Source organism: Alloacidobacterium sp. (assembly GCF_035631355.1).
Taxonomy (GTDB): Bacteria; Acidobacteriota; Terriglobia; order Terriglobales; family Acidobacteriaceae; genus Alloacidobacterium.
Genome location: NZ_DASQIX010000011.1, coordinates 21,564 through 38,538, shown reverse-complemented (window position 1 = coordinate 38,538; position 16,975 = coordinate 21,564). Strand labels below are relative to the sequence as shown.

The following is a 16,975-nucleotide window of genomic DNA, read 5'->3' as shown; positions in this document are numbered from 1 at the left end:
TTCGATGAGAAGTCATAATATGAGATAGATAGGTTGAATGTGACATCTGTCTTTTTCACTTCTTATTGCTCCATAGATCATGCATAAGGCCAGAGGCCCCCTAAAGGCCCAATCAATGGATGAGTTTCATATTTGCATCCTCGGATGTCTGCCACGGTCACAAAAACTGAAGCTGGATGTTGTGAATCCAAGTCTGCATCAGGAGCACAAAGCATGCGCTTGACTAATGAGCGAGTGGTTGTCTGTGGCGGCGGCGGCTTTATAGGCGGCCATCTAATTAAAGCATTGTTAGATAAGGGCATCAATGTTGTGCGCGCGGTGGATGTAAAACCACTCGACGAGTGGTATCAGAAAAACAGAGAAGTCGAAAACCTCTCGCTTGACCTCAGGGATAAGGACAATTGCTACAAGACCGCGGAAGATATGCAGGTCGTATTTCAGCTTGCCGCCGATATGGGTGGCATGGGTTTCATCGAGAATAACAAGGCCCTCTGCATGTTAAGCGTGCTCACCAACACACATATGCTTATGGCTGCCAGGGACTGCGGCGTCGAGCGGTTTTTCTACTCCTCCTCTGCCTGCGTCTACAATGGTGAAAGACAGAAGTCTCCTGAGGTGATACCGCTCAGCGAAGAAGACGCATATCCCGCATTGCCAGAAGACGGCTATGGATGGGAAAAGCTGTTCAGCGAGCGCATGTGCCGTCACTTTGAAGAAGACTTCGGATTACAAACGTGCGTAGCCCGATACCACAACGTCTATGGGCCCTTGGGCACCTACGATGGAGGTCGCGAGAAGGCGCCCGCTGCAATTTGCCGCAAAGTCATCCAGGCAAAAGCGTCCGGCAGGCACGAAATTGAAATCTGGGGCGATGGCCATCAAACGCGCAGTTTCATGTACATCGACGATTGCACAAAGGGAACACAAGCAATTCTGGAAAGCGACATTCACGAACCGATTAACCTTGGCAGCAATGAGCTTGTGACCATCAACAAGCTTGTAGACATTGTGGAAGAGATTGCCGGCGTAAAGCTGGAGAGGACCTACAAACTCGACGCACCCAAGGGTGTGAACGGCCGAAACAGCGACAATACCAAAATCCTGCAATATCTTGGCTGGGAACCGTCGATCCGCCTCAAAGATGGCATGGCCAAGACCTATGAATGGATTGAAAGCCAAATGCTGGCAACCGTCGCAAAATAAGCATCCCGCCTACAATGGCCTGAGAAATATATTTTCAGGCCATTTTTCTGCCTCCATTGTGCCGCATACTAATGCCGAAATATTTCGAAAATAATGAAAGTTCTGCTGATCTCTAATTATCGGCCAGATAAGCAGCAAAGCATGCTTCGCTATGCAGACATGCTCCAACAGGAACTTAACAGTCAGGGACATGAAGTGCGGATTATCTATCCGCCTGTCGTATTTGGCCGGCTCTCTTTCTTTCCCGGCCTTTTGCAAAAATGGATCGGATATATTGACAAGTATCTCTTGGCTCCTGCTTATCTGCAAAAGCAGGTCCGCCATACAGATGTCATTCACATATGTGACCATTCCAACGCAATGTATCTCAAATGCGCTAAAAACCGACCCACTGTGATCACCTGCCACGATTTGCTTGCTGTTTTTGCAGCGCGCGGCATATTTCCCGGGATCAGGATTGGTTTCACCGGAAGAATCCAGCAGCGTTGGATTGCGGCAAGTCTATCTCGAGCGAAACACATTGTTTGTGTCTCGGCAAAGACGCAGGACGATCTCGAATCTCTCGTGCCTGGAATCCGCCCCAGAACAACAGTGATTCACCATCATCTCAACTGGAACTATTCTCCTGCGGATTCCTATGCGGTAACCAAAGCCAAGAGCGAAGCTGGACTTTCGCCGGAAGATGAATATCTGCTTCATGTAGGCGGAAATCAGTGGTACAAAAACCGCCTCGGAGTGATGCGGATATTTTTCGTCTTACGAAAACACCCACGCTTTCAGCAAACCAAGCTGATTATGGCAGGCAAGCCGTGGACAGTAGAAATGCGCAGATATTGCATATCGTCTGGTCTCGCGGGTGAAATCATCGAGCGCGCGGAAGTCTCCAATGACGAATTGGAGGCGCTCTACAGCGGTACCACAGCGCTGCTTTTTCCATCGGTCGAAGAGGGATTTGGGTGGCCTGTGCTTGAAGCACAGGCATGCGGCTGCCCCGTCATTACTAGCAGTCGTCCTCCGATGACTGAGATTGCCGGAGACGCCGCACTTTTTATCGATCCCAGTGACCCTCTTCGCGCGGCTGAATTGATCGCCGAACATGCCACCGATCTTCCCTCTCTGCGTGCTGCTGGATTTAGAAATCTGACTCGCTTTGCGAAGAATAAAACGATCAGTCGTTACTCTGAGCTTTACCAGCGGGTTATCGACTCTGAAAGACAGTAGCGACACCCTATGCACCTGAAAGCGGCGCAGGACGAAAGACATTTCAGGGCGTGGTCAATGCCGGCTCGGGAAGAGGTCGCATTCACATTGATGCGGGGTTCACGGCGAAGCCAGAATTGAATACATCCCATTCTCGGCTGATCTCCACGGGGTTATCAGCACTTTACTGAGGCTGATCTCAGCGGCCTGCGCGCGCAAGGTTGTGACATTGAAATGACACAGATTGAAGAAGGCATTCACAAGACATTTGCAGCCATGGAAGCAGTGCCTGTCTGACGAACGATGTTTTAATGCGCGATATATCGGTTCACGGCATCCAGCAGTGTCTCGGCAACTGCGTCCGCTAAAGAGGCGCCTCGTTCGGCCCTAGGTTTTTGGAGCTCCAGGTCGCCTTTGATAAAAATAGTAGGCATACCCAGCCGGATGCCCGCTTTAATATCAGAGATCGAGTCACCAATCATAACGCTATTTGCCGGAGAGGCGCCGGGAAAATCGCGGAACGCCTCTTCGAATAATGCAGTGCCTGGTTTTCTGCAATCACATTTGTTTTTGTCATGTGGACAGTAGTAGATTGCATCGATGTGCGCATCAAACAATGCAAGGTGCGCGGCCAGCTGGTCATGCAATTTTGCGATGTCTTCCGCGGTATAGAGTCCAAGCGCCACGCCGCGCTGGTTGGTCACGACGATGACTTTGTGACCCAAAGCGTTAAGCCGTGCAATGGCCTCTTCTACACCAGGCACCAGATGAAAATCGCTCCAGCGGAACACATAGCGCCCTTCAGGCGCTTTGCGGTTAATAACGCCATCGCGATCAAGAAAGACATTCACAACTTGTGTAAACGGAGCAATTTCCGACTGTTCAGGCACGAGTCGCGCGCCCTCCATATCACGTTATTTCCAGTCATCATTTAGCTTCATGATTGCTGTACTCTCTAATTAGATATGCTTGAATTGAACGCAGCAACTGTCTTTTCACCGGCAATTGACGAGCATCTTGCGGTCATCCGGCAAATACAGGCGCAATTACCCCTTATCGAACGAATCGCGCGTGAAATGACCCGCGCGGCACTCGCCGGAAGCACTGTTTTCTGGTTTGGGAATGGCGGCAGCGCAGCCGATTCGCAGCATCTCGCCGCAGAATTTATCGGAAGATTTCGCCGTGAACGGCGCGGCCTGCCATCCATCGCATTGACTACCGACACCTCAGCGCTGACCGCAATTGCCAACGACTACGGCTATGAAAATGTATTTCGTCGCCAGATCGAAGCTCTCTGTGCAGCCGGCGATGTAGCCGTGGGCATATCTACTTCAGGGAACAGTCAGAACGTTTGCGCCGGGCTACGTGCGGCTCGCGAGGCCGGCGCCTTTACTGTCGCCATGACCGGAGCTGGAGGCGGCGCGCTGGCATCCATCGCTCATGCCGCACTCTGCATACCGGCAAAGGACACGGCGCGCATCCAGGAAGGGCACATCCTCTGCGGCCACATGCTGTGCGATTGGGTAGAACTGGCGGTATGCGCGGAGTCAGCATCAGCACATAGGAACGAACAGGAATGATCGAAGATCTGCACCGTGTAGTCCGGCTCATTGAAGGAGACTGGAAGAACAAGCACGTCCTCGTAGTGGGCGATGTTATGCTCGACCGGTATATCTGGGGCGATGTGAAACGTATTTCTCCCGAAGCCCCCGTTCCTGTTGTTCGTGCTGCTCATCGCAGCGATCAGGCGGGAGGAGCGGCGAACGTCGCGGCCAATATTGCCGGACTGGGAGCTGCCAGCACTTTGATTGGTTTCATCGGTATGGATGAGGATGGACAACGTCTGCGCAAGTGTCTGGCCGAGGCAGGCGTGGCAGAACGTTTCATAGACGTTGCCAGCCATCCAACTACGTCCAAGCTGAGAATACTTGGTGGCAATCAGCAGATTCTCCGGCTCGATGTCGAGACGACAAGCACATTCGTTGAAGAAGCATATCTGCAACTACAGCAGAAAGTGGCTGACGTACTGCCCGAGATTGACGCCATCATCCTTTCTGATTATGCGAAAGGTGTGCTTACGAAAACAGTCTGCCGGTCCATTATTACAATGGCGCGCAAGGCTAGAGTTCCAGTCCTCGTCGATCCCAAGCAGAAGAAGTTTGAGTGTTATCGCGGTGCAACTATGATTTGTCCCAATCTCCACGAACTCTCGGCAGCAACGGGCATGTCTGACGAAAGCGTCGAGCACGTTCTTGCGGCGGGGCAGGGTCTCGTGCCGGAACTTGAACTGGATTATCTGACGGTCACATTGAGCGAGAAGGGAATTGCCGTTTTACGAAAAGACCGCAAAGAGACCTACCCTGCCGTGGCCCGTCAGGTTTTCGATGTTTCGGGAGCAGGAGATACGGTCATCGCGACTCTCACTCTCTCACTTGCCAGCGGGCTTGAAATAGGCACAGCCGTACAGTTGGCAAATATTGCTGCGGGCGTCGTAGTCAGTAAGGTCGGGACGGTGCCTGTTACCAGCAATGATCTGCTCGCAAGCCTGATGCCCGAGATCGAATTAAATACTGATGAAAAGGTCGTAGATCTCAATCAGCTCAAGAGACGAATTTCTGCCTGGAGATCCAGAGGCGAAAAGATCGTATTTACCAATGGCTGCTTCGATCTGCTGCATATTGGCCACATCAGTCTTCTACAACAGGCCCGGCGTGAAGGCGACCGCCTCATCGTCGCCATCAATAGTGACGAATCGGTTAGCTGCCTCAAAGGCCCGACTCGCCCCATCGTAAGTGAGCGCGAACGGGCATATGTGCTTGCTGCACTCGGCGTTGTCAATGCTGTTGTGATCTTTGGTGAAAGCACCCCGCTTGACTTGATAAAGGAGCTACATCCCGATGTCATCGTAAAGGGTGGCGATTATACCGAGGATAAGGTTGTGGGCGCGCAGGAGGTTCGCTCCTGGGGAGGTCGCGTAAAAATCGTGCCCACAGTAGAAGGATTCAGCACTAGCAAACTGATCGAAAGAGCAACCGCGCCCACTGGCTAGTCGCCTTCGTCTCCGGCCGGAGTTAAGAATACGGAATGATACACTCTTCATAGTACGGAGAGGTGGCAGAGCCCGGTTGAATGCACCTGACTCGAAATCAGGCATACCTTTACGGGTATCGGGGGTTCGAATCCCTCCCTCTCCGCCATTTACTGGTTCACCCTCTTTTTCCTGCCTCAAATCTGGCGCGTGCCTCAGTCAAAATTGAATCGAGTTCGGCCTTCAGGCGGTTAACCTCGAATTCCAGTTCAGAAACTTGATGCAGTCCGCGGTAATCGTGTCGCGCGTGCCACCAGGCCGACGTGAAGAGCTTTGTATATAGATTGCGGCAAAGGATGGGTGCGGCAGCATGCTGTCCCGGTCATCAATAAACTCAAGCGCAAGAGAAGCTGGTTCCATCAGGACAACTCCTTCCGCAAAATCCTATCATCGATGCCCAATGCCTTTCGTCTTTAGGCACGCGCAAACGCGTAGTAACACAACGCACCGGAACGAGTGCATTGGAAGTCTCCAATTATAGCGTACGTGTGAGGCGTTTTAACCAAGTTGTTGGTAATGCCATGTCGACTCTTCCAGCGCAGCCATAATCTTCTTCAACTGGGACGGTCCCAACTGTAACCACCTGTCCTCTGTCCTCGCCTATGAATGTTTAGGGGGCGATGAGCAGATGCGGGCGGGGCTATTGAGAGCATACGATACAGATACCATAGGCTTTTTTTGCTATCGCCTGCTTTGCGCGTGAGGATGATGGAATGGCCAATGATTTTTCCAGAAGGGAAGTGCTGCGGGGAATGAGCGCCGGCGCGGCGCGCCTATTGTTGCGCGAACGTTTCGCCTGCATGCCGTTTCTAAGCGCTGTGTTCGCAGACCGAACAGTCGCAGGTGACGCCGTGCTTGAACTTTCGCTAACGGCCCTGAGCGAGAACACGTTGCGCATCACTGTTGCGGCAGTCGATGTGGACCTTGCGCAGACTTTTACCGACGACAGCCTTATGCCTCGCGCGTGGCCGCCACCACTTGTGCACAAGGAACTAAAACCGGGCGAGGCATCGGTGGCGTGGGGCAAATACAGCATTCAGGCATCTACTGATCCTTTTCATCTCGCTGTTAAAGATGCTGGAGGGCGTCCTCGACAAGAACTGAGTCTCGATACGCGCACAGGCAAGGTTAGTTTTTCATACGGGGATGGACCGGTTTTCGGGTTGGGTGAGGGCGTTCATCCGCTGAACCGGCGCGGTACGACCGACGCCATGCGGAATGGCCAGCATGGGGAAGAGTTGCGGGTGTATGGTGCGCGGGCGCCGTTTCCGCTGCTGATTGGCGCGAGTGGGTGGGGACTGTTTTTCCATGAGCCGTGGGGAAGTTTTGATCTGACCGGAGAAGCTGGGATTTTCACTCCGGGAGAAAGCGCGCGAGGACATGACATTTTTCTGATGCTGGGTGATACTCCAGCGCAACTGATGCGTGAATGGGCAGAGCTAACCGGCTATCCGCATATGCCGCCGCTGTGGGCATTGGGATACCAGCAGTCGCATCGCACCCTGGCGAACCGGCAGGAAGTGCTGGCGGAGGCGAAGACTTTTCGCGAAAAAAGGCTGCCGTGTGACGCTCTGATTTATCTGGGCACAGGATTCTGCCCCTCCGGCTGGAATACAGGGCATGGGTCGTTCACATTTAACGACGCGGTCTTTCCCGATCCGGAAGTCATGATCAACAAATTGCATGAAGACCACTTCAAGGTGGTGCTGCATGTGGTGAATCCTCCGGAGGACCTTCACGGAAAGGTTGCAGATGCAGGCACGGCGGCGGAAGAGCCGGGTGATGCCGCAGCCTATTGGAGCAGACATGTTCCGCTGATGCGCATGGGTATAGATGGATGGTGGCCTGATGAAGGAGATGTGCTTCCTGTCGCGTCACGGCTGGCCCGAAATGAGATGTACTGGGAAGGACAACGGCAGACTCGACCGGACAGGCGGCCATATGCCTTGCATAGGAATGGATATGTCGGGTTGCAGCGTTATGGGTGGCTTTGGTCGGGTGACATCTTTTCTACATGGAAGACTCTTGCCGCCCAGGTCATGGTGGGTATCAACGCGGGACTTTGCGGCATTCCTTATTGGGGCACGGACACCGGCGGGTTTGTGCCAACAAAGGAGTTTACTGCAGAGCTGTTTGTGCGCTGGTTCCAGTTCAGCGCCTTTTGTCCGCTGTTCCGGTCGCATGGACGAGCATGGAAACTGCGTCTGCCGTGGGGATGGAACACCGGCGATTATGGCCCTGCAGAATTGGATCCGGAATATGCGGCGGCAGTGCTGCCGAAGGCGGAGGACCTGCACAATCCCGAGGTTGAGCGTATCTGCAGGAAATATCTCAACCTTCGGTATCAGCTTCTGCCATATATCTATTCCGCAGTAGAGGAAGGGCATCGAACCGGAATGCCTCTGATGCGTGCATTGTGGCTTACCTATCCAGATGATGCGAAAGCCGCAGCCATCGAAGATGCTTATATGTTTGGCGACAGCTTGATGGTGGCTCCGGTGTTGGAGCCGGCGGCTGAAAAGAGACAGGCGTATCTGCCGCAGGGTTTGTGGTGGGACTTCTGGACATCGGAGAAGGTCGATGGGGGAAAGCTGGTAAACCGCAGTGTGGATTTGGAAACATTGCCGGTTTATATAAAGGCCGGTAGCATTGTGCACACTGGCCCGGTGAAACAATTCGCGCTTGAACCTTCGACCGAGCCAATCAAGCTCACTGTCTATTCCGGAGCAGACGGACAGGCCTCTCTCTATGAAGATGATGGACAAAGCTTCGCATACGAGCGTGGCGACTTTAGCTGCCTGGAACTGCGATGGACGGAGTCAAGCCGGAGCCTGCACATCAAGCCCTGCGGCGGGACATCTGCTCGCAGCCAGAGATTTCGTATTGCTCTTGCCAATGGTCCGGAACGGGTAGTTACGTTCGATGGAAAAGAATTGAGTATTCACTTGTAGAAAGCAATCAATAGGATCTGGCCGGTTCATTCGATAATCTCAAACCGCTTCAGGCCCTCTTCATTGATTGTCAAGCCAAGGCCGGACACATCATCGTCCAGGTTGACGAATCCGTCCTTCGCTTGTGGTTCGCCGTCAAAGATATACCAGAACAGCTCATTACCAATCTCGACGTCAACCGGCGGGAAGTACTCGGCCATAGGTGAATTGAAACTGGCCATGACAATGTGAAAGTTATGCATTTGCCCGGCGTGTGGAATGACGGGCACTGAATAGGCTTCTGCGAGCGCTGCGATCTTTCGCGCCTGGGAAATGCCGCCCACTCGATTTGTGTCGAATTGGATGTAATCCAGCGCCTTTGCTTCCAGCATCTGGCGGAAGCCGTAAAGCGTGAATTCATGCTCGCCGCCTGCAATGGGAACGCGGCCCTGCGCCTTCAGCTCGGCATATCCGGCAATATCGTCGGGAATGACCGGTTCTTCGAGCCAGCGCAATTGGAATGGCTCGATCAGCGGCAACATGCGCCGCGCATAGTCGAGATTCCAGCCCATGTAAGCATCGGCCATCAAGTCGATTTCGTAGCCGATGACTTCTCTTACCGTGCGCAGCAGCTCTACATTTCGCTGCATTCCCGCTGCGCCGTCAGTTGGACCCCATCCGAAGCGCAGCTTCATGGCCTTGTAGCCTTGGTCCCTATAAAGCTGGGCTTCTTTTGCCAGTTCGTCCAAAGGCTGACTGTAAAGCCGGCTGGCGTAGACCGGGATTTTCTCTTTAGTGCGTCCGCCTAGTAATCGAAAGACAGGCTGGTTCGTCGCTTTGCCCAGCAAGTCCCATATGGCGATATCGACGGCGCTGATCGCAACCATGCCCACGCCCTTGCGTCCGAAGGCCATGGTGAGGCGATACATGTGCTGCCACAGGAACTCTGTGTCGAAAGGGTCCTTGCCCAGCAGAATCGGCGTGAGATAAGTGTCAATCGCCTGTTTGGTTACGCGCGGCGCCAGCGCGGCATTGCCGATTCCAACATGGCCACTGTCTGTGAACAGCTCGACAATGACCCAGCCATGAAAGCGAAATCCTGCCATTGAGTCAGCCGGCAGTTGCAGAAGATCCATGGGGTTGGTGCAGAAATGAGGCTGCGGCGGAACAGTCGAGCCGCGCCATTCCACGACGCGTGTGCGAACTTCAATGATCTTCATGTTAGGCATTCGCTTTCAAAGGCCGTGAAATGGGAGTTATGACAGGGATCGTAACCATGATAAGCAGGAATGCCATGATATGGAATGTACTGACTGCGCAGAAGACTGTGCCGTAGCCGAATCCATGATCGAGCAAATATCCTACGACGAATCCGAAGAGCATGCCTCCGATAGCGCCGCCAAAGCCGACGAGACCTGCGACTGATCCAACAGTGGAACGCGGAAAGAGATCAGCAGGAAGAATCATGATGAGGGTTGACCAGGATTGCTGTCCAAAGAATGCAATGCTGAACAACAGCAGGGCGAATTCCACCGGAACATGAGTGACGAGAAGGATCGATGGCATGACTGCAGCGCTGAGTCCCAGGGCAACCTTACGGGACACATTCAATGACTTACCCCGGCGCAGCAGCCAGGCTGAAAACCATCCGCCGGCAAGACATCCAATGCCCGAAGCCGCATAGGGAATCCAGGCATAGTAGCCAACCTCTTTTATGTTGAATCCTCGCGCGTCATACAAATACTTGGGAAGCCAGAACAGGTAGAAGTACCATGCCGCATCGCTGAGAAATTTCGCAATCACCAGCGCCCATGTTTCTATATGGCCGAGCAATTGAATCCAGGGTATCTGCGGTCCGTTTTCGCTTTCTACCGGTTCCGGAAGAGAAGCGAGAACTTCATGGCGCGCTTCGTCTGAAAGACGAGGATGCAGTGATGGCGGGAAATATTCGCGCCACCAGGCGAGAGACCAGAGCAGGCCAAGCGCTCCGGAGAGAAAAAATACCCAGCGCCAACTGGCAATGCCCAGCACAATAGCGATCAATGGGGGAGCCAGAACTGCGCCGACTGCGGTGCCGGCATTCATAATGCCCATTGCGATGGATCGCTGATCGAGCGAACACCACTCTGCTACGACGCGCGTGGCCGCCGGGAAACCTCCACCTTCGCCCATTCCTAAAAGCAGGCGGCTCAACAGAAGCATGCCGAAACTCGTAGCGATGCCGTGGCTGGCGCAGGCGAGTGACCACCAGATCATGATGAGGAGAAAGCCGCGTCGCGTGCCCAATGTATCGATAAGCTTTCCGCCGGCTGCATACATGACGGCATAAGCAGCGAGAAATGCTCCCTGCAATTCCGAATACGCTGTGTTGGAGAGAGGGATGTCTCGCTGAATAGCAGCTACGGCGACAGGAAGCGTCTGCCGGTCAAAGTAGCTGACCGCAATTCCCAAAGACACCAGGAGAGAAATTCGCCAACGGAGAGATGGCAAGAAAGTAGAAGCCCTGACCTTTCTCCAGATTGCCTGCTTACTGTGCAGCGAGGATAATTGGAGGGCGCTGTCGAGTCAATTTATGCACCTTGTTCAGTTGGCAGGTCAAGAAAACAGAGTTGTGGCCATCGTAGACGGCAATGCGCTTCTGCCGCTCTCGCAGTACCGCTCGATATACCAGCTCGCTTTTACCGCCATCGATAGAGCGCGAACGATTCCGGAGTTATTGCAAAATGCCGGAATGGAATCAGCGCTGAACTATGACGAAGTGTATGAAGGGAAATCCTCGTGGCGATTGTTGCCATCCTTCGATCATCCTTCAGATCCTGCTCATCTAACCGTCTCCGGAACCGGCCTGACTCATAAGGCCAGTGCAGAAAATCGCGCGGCCATGCATCAAAAAGAGGCGGTTACTGTCACAGACAGCATGCGCATGTATCAACTCGGCATGGAGGGCGGGCGTCCGCCACAAGGCAGTATCGGTGTGCAGCCTGAGTGGTTTTACAAGGGCGATGGATCGATTCTGAAGGCCCACGGGGACGAGCTGATGGTGCCGTCATTTGCCGATGATGGCGGCGAAGAGCCCGAGATTGCCGGTACATATGTCATTGCGCGGGATGGCCAACCATACCGCGTTGGGCTGACCATCGGGAACGAATTTTCCGACCATGTTATGGAGCGGAAAAATTATCTCTATCTGGCGCCATCGAAGCTGCGAGAATGTTCGCTCGGTCCGGCATTGTGGATCGATCCGGAACCATTTGCGGATGTTGCAGGTACTATTGCCATCGAACGCCAGAATGCAATTCTGTGGAAGGCCAAAATCTATTCAGGCGGGAACAACATGTGCCACTCGATCGCCAATATCGAACACCACCACTTCAAATATGAATTGCATCGAAGACCCGGAGATGCGCACATTCATTTCTTTGGCGCCGATGCCTTCAGCTTTGGAGAGAATGTGCGCCTGCAGGATGGCGATGTAATGGAAGTCAGCTTCCCAACTTTCGGAAGACCATTGAGAAATACCCTGAAAATTGCCGGCAAAGGGCAGAATTTGATAAGTGTTCAGCGACTCAGCTAACGAACCAGGTAGCTTTGTAAACCCTTAAGACCGGTCAGCCCGTTTCCAACTGAGGGCATCGACTAGTTTGCTACACTCTGTAGCGTCGCACGGCATTCTACTTCCAACAGCGTCAATAACTGCTCTATATGTATCATTTGAGTTCGGAAATTCACAGGATTGATCCGGAACCATGTTTTGCCTTTCAATTCTGTTGTCGAAATCCAAAACTTTCCGCTCTTCTCCACTCTTTCTACCACCAGCGCATGCAGCCTCTTTGAATCTCCTTGATTCAAATTCCCAGCGCGATAACGAATGCAAATAGCAGACATCGGAGGATTACTTGCCGCTTCAAACTCCGCATGATTGGCAACAAGTGAATACAAGTGCTGTGCCTGTCGCACATTATTGTCAATCCATTCGCCGATTAGTCGAGCCCCGTACCTCTTGAAGCTCATCCATACCTTCAGGCCACGGAAGCGTCGCGATTGCTCAAAGCTGTGCACATAATATTGATAGCGCTCCTTGCCCTGATCCATCTCGTCGGTCAGGTAGGACGGCTTCATTCCAAAGGAAGCCGTCAAGCGCGTCTCATCCTTAACCAGCAATGCTCCCGCGTCCAGAGGCGCATAGAACCACTTGTGAGGATCGATCGTGATTGAGTCAGCCAACTCCAGGCCCCTGTCACGAAACGGATGTTCGTTCGATAACAGCATTCCTCCACCATAGGCCGCGTCAGCATGGAGCCACATCGATTCTCGGTCGGCAATTTTGCGCAACTCGCGAATCGAATCGACTGCCCCAGTATTGGTGGTTCCGAAGATTCCCACAATACACATCGGACGAACACTCCGCTTTTTGTCCTCAGCGATGGCAGCTTCGAGTGCATCCAGACGCACACGAAACTCTGCATCTGCAGGCAGCGCCCGCAACGCCGTTCGACCTAAACCCACAGCATCCACGGCCTTGTCTACTGAGACATGCCGTTCTTCCGATGTGTATACTGCCCAGCGGCCCTCGATGCCATCTTGTTGTGCACGATCGCCAGAAGCCCAGTCGCGGGCCAACTTCAATCCAATGAAGTTGGCCATCATGCCTCCGCTTGTGAGATTGCCACCCGCTTGCTGACCATAACCGACAAGGCCAGTAAGCCAGGATATCGTCTGCCGCTCCATGGCCACTCCAGCGGGGCCGATTGAATAGGCGCCAATGTTCTGGTTAAGAGCCGAACAGATGAAATCAGCAATTACGCCCACAGGATTCGGCGAAGGTGTAATCAATCCCATGTAGCCCGGGTGCCCAACATGTGTACAAAACGGAAGCAGCTTTTCCTTAATTTCCTTCAAGACTTGCGCAGTGGGACTTGAAGTCTCCGGCAGAGGCTCGTCAAACAAACTGGTGAGAAACTTAGGCTGCACATCTGGAAAAACCGGCATCTCCTGAATATGTTCGAAGTAGTCCGCCAGCAGGTCCACTACCTGCTGGCCAATTCCTCGAAACTCATGTGGATCCATGGAGCACTCCTAATCTTGGAGTGTACTTGAAGGCACTGACCAGAAATGGTCGCAGGGAAGCTGCGACTACAGTTTCACGGCTGGGAAATCTTTAGAAAGACACACGAATCCCTAGTTGAATTTGCCTTGCTGCCAGCGCGGTTGAGACTGTACCGAAGAGGTTGCTGTTTGCCATATCTGCGTTGACCGGTCCTAGATTTGGGTGGTTGAACAGGTTCAGGAAATCGAACCGGAATTGCAGATTCGATTGCTCTCCCAACCATGGTAGATGGGTGTTCTTCAGGAGGCTGGCATCAATCTGCGTGAGTCCAGGATTGCGGTAGATGTTGCGCTTGAGGCTGCCCTCCTGGCCTGTGGCTGGCGCTGGGAAATCGGTGGCCGTGAAGATTCCATTCTTATAACTGGATCTGCCGTGGGAGCCGGTAAAGTCTTTGGCCGGCGCGTTCGGTATGTCCCAGTTGAGGCCATCGAGATTGTAGTCCCCCGGATTAACCGCGGCTGTAGGCGGATTGGTGTTATACACCCAGAATGGAGTCCCACTCTGTAGCGCCATAATGCTGGAAAGCTCCCACCCTGAAGTCAGCACGCGTCCTATGCCACTCTGGAGACCAGGTATTACGTAGAGGCCAGATAGAGAGAACCGCTGGCGGACATCCCAGTTGGCATCGCCCCAATAGCTGAAATAGGCATTCTGGTCGGGAATATTGAGACCGGCATCCTGATCGAAGCGAGTATTCGCCTCCGGGTAGCTCTGCGCGTGGGAAAGCGTGTAAGAAGCCTGGAAATTGGCCCGCTGCCCATATCGACCGCGCACGCTCAGAATCATAGCGTGATAACTGGCAGCATTAGGATTGTTTACGTACGTTATAGTTCCAAAGTTAGGGTTCAGACGGTTGATGGTTTCTCCACCTCCGCCGATTACCGCTCCGCCGGCATAGCGGTTTACGTCGGCGCCACTCAGTCCGTTGTAACTTTGTGACCCCGAATAATTGGCGCCGGCTACGAGGTTCCAGGGCAACTGTCGCTCAACGCCGATCACAAAATTCACGGCCAGTGGAGCGGTAAGGTTTCGCGCCAGGGAGTCAACTGCCGATTGAATGCCCGTGATGCCTCCCGCGGGGTTCAGAGAGTTCGCGGGAATCGGGGGAAGAGGATAGTTGAAAGGATAGGTTCCCGATGGCGCGAGCGCGAAAATAGGCTGCACAGGGCAGTCGGGTGGGTTCGGGCAGCCAGTTGTAAAGGTCGGGCTGATGACACCTGGCGGGTTGTTCCGCATCTCGTCGACGCTCTGGCCGAGCACGACCCAGTCGCGAAACACGCCGACTCCGCCGCGTATGCTCCATAGGCCGGAGTTCGAGGGATCCCATGCAACGCCGATTCGTGGGCTCCAGAAATTCGACATCGAGTTGGCAAACACGCCTGAAACTGGACGCACAATCGCATTGGCCACCTGCTCGGGGAAAGTGCTGCCGGAGCCCAGAAGCAGGCTGCTGAACTGGAAGCCGCTATTCCCCCAGGCGGTGTGATTCGTGAAATTGTCCCAGCGCAAACTGAGAGTGAGCAGCACGTTCGATCTCACCTTCCAATCGTCCTGCGCGTAAAAGCCGAAGGGGTTGGTTTGCCCGCCAAAGACGACCTTTCCTGCCATCCCAGTCAAAGGATCATAGGCGCCAACCGTCTCGTTGACGGGATTGTCTTGCACCAGTTGCACAAGGTCGGCGAAGACGAAGCCAGGGCGCACATTGACTGGCGTGAAGTCACCGTGCTCAATAGCATGGTCCCCGGTATATCCAAACTTGAAGCTGTGTTTGCCATGCGCCCAGTTCAAAATGGCCCGCCAGTTGTAGTTGGGTCCTCTATACTCGCCCGGTCCCCATCCTCCGCCGATGTGAAAGCCTTCGCTGCCCTGGCTCACTGTAATCTCAGGGACTTTCAGGTTGGCATCCTGACCATTTGCCCCGCCGACGCTGGCAAAGGCGAAACTGCCTTCCGCCAGGAGATGAGGACTGAACGTGTGGGTATAGTCCGCCTGGCCGTAGCGGTTCCTCATGATATCCAGCGCGCCTAATCCCTTGCGCGGTGAAGCCTGCTGCTGGTCGAAAGAATCGTTGTAGTAGCTCAGGTAGATGCGGTCGTTGTCGGTGGCATAAAAATCGCCGCGGAAGTTATATTGCAGAGCATTGTAATAAGGACTGAACACAAAGCTGCCTGAATCCAGCACAGGCAGACTGCATGGAATGGTAGTTGAGCCGTTGACGGGAATGCTTGTCTGTCCTGGCGCGCATCCATTGCTGCCCAGTAGATAGTTAGAGGCAGTGGTAGCCACACCCGTGGACTTCAGATAGATGGCTGGGTATTGCGTGAGAGCCTGTGTCCCAACCGAATTAGTAAAATTCTGCTGCGCCCATGAAACAAATTCCGGGGCCTCGAAGGTCTGCGTGCCCTGCTGTTCAGGAGTGCTCGACCATAACTTCTCAAAATCGGCAAAGAAGAACACTCGATTCTTGATGACGGGACCACCGAGCGTTCCTACAAGGTCTTTGCGCGAGAATGACGCAACTGTGGTTTGGAAATCAGGAGTCGCCTGTAAATCCTGATTGGTGAAAAGCAAGCTGCCCGTTCCGTGAAACTGGTTGGTTCCTGATTTGGTAGTTACCTGGATAAGAATGGAACTGCCAAGTGAATTTTCCGCGTCCCATGAATTCGTTTGCAAAGAGGCTTCCTGAACAGCGTCTGGAACTGGCGCCAGAATGATGTTGCCATTCTGAACGGGACTGGTCACGTTCATCCCATCCACCATGACCAGGTTGCCTGTATAGCTGCGACCGTTCGCACTCAGTTGTGGCGTCTGCGTGCCAAAGTTGTCATTCCCTCCGCCTGGCGCAGTACCCGCAGCGCGCACACCTGCTCCCACGACACCGGGAGTCACGGCCAGCACATCCCAGAGATTCCGGTTCAATTGAGGCAGATCGCGCACAGTGGCAGCAGGCAGCGTTGTCTGCAGGCGAGTCTCATCCGGATCCAGCGTTGGCGCTTGGCTGGTCACAGTGACCATTTGAGAGCTCGACCCAACGGCGAGACGGACATTGATGCCTTGAGTCTCTGAAGTCCCCAGCGTCAAGCTGACCTCAGTCTTATTGAAGCCGCTGGCTTCTGCCGTGACGATATAGTGACCGGGCTGAAGGCTGCTGAAGCGGTAATTGCCGGCGTCGCTGGTCGTGGTGGCTGCAACTACGCCTGTATCCACATTGCGTAACTGAATCGACGCCCCATTGATGACGGCCCCGGTTGGGTCAGAGACAATCCCCTGGATATTGCTGTTGTATTGGGCATAGACACTCAGGCTCGAGACCAGGAACAGCAGGAGGGATAGTCTCGCGAACCGATGCAAAGAGACATGCGCAATCATGACCTCACCTCAAATCGTGCAGAATGAGTAAACGATTACTAACCAAGCGCTATATGAAACTCCGCTTCTGCGCTTCCG

General features: G+C 53.7%; 12 protein-coding genes and 1 tRNA gene. 7 read left to right on the top strand and 6 right to left on the bottom strand.

Translation table 11 applies throughout. From position 1 onward, the window contains the following. Window positions 1-213 precede the first annotated feature (213 nt). Together VEV40_RS03455 and VEV40_RS03450 are read left to right on the top strand one after the other, a co-directional pair. Complete coding sequence (locus tag VEV40_RS03455; protein WP_324830182.1) at window positions 214-1,203, top strand: NAD-dependent epimerase/dehydratase family protein; 990 nt, start codon at window positions 214-216, stop codon at window positions 1,201-1,203. Between the two features lie 141 nt (window positions 1,204-1,344). Next, window positions 1,345-2,424: a glycosyltransferase family 1 protein gene (locus tag VEV40_RS03450; RefSeq protein ID WP_324830180.1), complete on the top strand. Its 1,080-nt coding sequence runs from the start codon at window positions 1,345-1,347 to the stop codon at window positions 2,422-2,424. Between the two features lie 287 nt (window positions 2,425-2,711). Here the strand turns inward: VEV40_RS03450 and VEV40_RS03445 are convergent, their stop codons facing one another. Then, complete coding sequence (locus VEV40_RS03445) at window positions 2,712-3,293, bottom strand: HAD family hydrolase (protein ID WP_324830178.1); 582 nt, start codon at window positions 3,291-3,293, stop codon at window positions 2,712-2,714. Between the two features lie 75 nt (window positions 3,294-3,368). On the opposite strand from VEV40_RS03445, the gene VEV40_RS03440 reads away from it, so the two are divergent. The 3 genes from VEV40_RS03440 to VEV40_RS03430 all read left to right on the top strand — a co-directional run bounded on the left by VEV40_RS03440 (window position 3,369) and on the right by VEV40_RS03430 (window position 5,600). Continuing rightward, complete coding sequence (locus VEV40_RS03440) at window positions 3,369-3,983, top strand: D-sedoheptulose-7-phosphate isomerase (protein WP_324830176.1); 615 nt, start codon at window positions 3,369-3,371, stop codon at window positions 3,981-3,983. Then, complete coding sequence (hldE, locus tag VEV40_RS03435; protein WP_324830174.1) at window positions 3,980-5,452, top strand: bifunctional D-glycero-beta-D-manno-heptose-7-phosphate kinase/D-glycero-beta-D-manno-heptose 1-phosphate adenylyltransferase HldE; 1,473 nt, start codon at window positions 3,980-3,982, stop codon at window positions 5,450-5,452. The genes VEV40_RS03440 and hldE overlap by 4 nt, the downstream gene beginning before the upstream one ends. A gap of 56 nt (window positions 5,453-5,508) precedes the next feature. Next, window positions 5,509-5,600: transfer RNA gene (locus VEV40_RS03430), tRNA-Ser, on the top strand. A gap of 74 nt (window positions 5,601-5,674) precedes the next feature. Here the strand turns inward: VEV40_RS03430 and VEV40_RS03425 are convergent. Then, window positions 5,675-5,851 (bottom strand): hypothetical protein, encoded by a 177-nt coding sequence (locus VEV40_RS03425; protein WP_324830173.1) that lies wholly within the window; start codon window positions 5,849-5,851, stop codon window positions 5,675-5,677. Window positions 5,852-6,204: 353 nt separating this feature from the next. Here VEV40_RS03425 and VEV40_RS03420 point away from each other — a divergent pair, with 353 nt between their 5' ends. Next, the gene (locus VEV40_RS03420; protein WP_324830171.1) at window positions 6,205-8,442 is read left to right on the top strand and encodes a TIM-barrel domain-containing protein; all 2,238 of its coding nucleotides are present in this window, start codon (window positions 6,205-6,207) and stop codon (window positions 8,440-8,442) included. 26 nt (window positions 8,443-8,468) lie between these two features. Here the strand turns inward: VEV40_RS03420 and VEV40_RS03415 are convergent, their stop codons facing one another. After that, a complete protein-coding gene (locus VEV40_RS03415) occupies window positions 8,469-9,641 on the bottom strand; it encodes an L-rhamnonate dehydratase (protein ID WP_324830170.1) in 1,173 nt (390 codons plus the stop codon). Window position 9,642: 1 nt separating this feature from the next. Next, the gene (locus tag VEV40_RS03410; RefSeq protein WP_324830169.1) at window positions 9,643-10,878 is read right to left on the bottom strand and encodes an MFS transporter; all 1,236 of its coding nucleotides are present in this window, start codon (window positions 10,876-10,878) and stop codon (window positions 9,643-9,645) included. Between the two features lie 115 nt (window positions 10,879-10,993). Between VEV40_RS03410 and araD1 the strand changes: the two genes are divergently transcribed. After that, window positions 10,994-11,995 carry an AraD1 family protein gene (gene araD1 / locus VEV40_RS03405; RefSeq protein WP_324830168.1) on the top strand — a complete coding sequence of 334 codons (1,002 nt, stop codon included), beginning with the start codon at window positions 10,994-10,996 and terminating at the stop codon, window positions 11,993-11,995. Window positions 11,996-12,057: 62 nt separating this feature from the next. Here araD1 and VEV40_RS03400 read toward each other — a convergent pair whose 3' ends face one another. Both VEV40_RS03400 and VEV40_RS03395 read right to left on the bottom strand, forming a co-directional pair. Further along, a complete protein-coding gene (locus VEV40_RS03400) occupies window positions 12,058-13,449 on the bottom strand; it encodes an aspartate aminotransferase family protein (RefSeq protein WP_324830167.1) in 1,392 nt (463 codons plus the stop codon). 130 nt (window positions 13,450-13,579) lie between these two features. Further along, window positions 13,580-16,897, bottom strand: coding sequence for a TonB-dependent receptor (locus VEV40_RS03395; protein WP_324830165.1), 3,318 nt, complete (start codon window positions 16,895-16,897; stop codon window positions 13,580-13,582). Window positions 16,898-16,975: the final 78 nt, after the last annotated feature.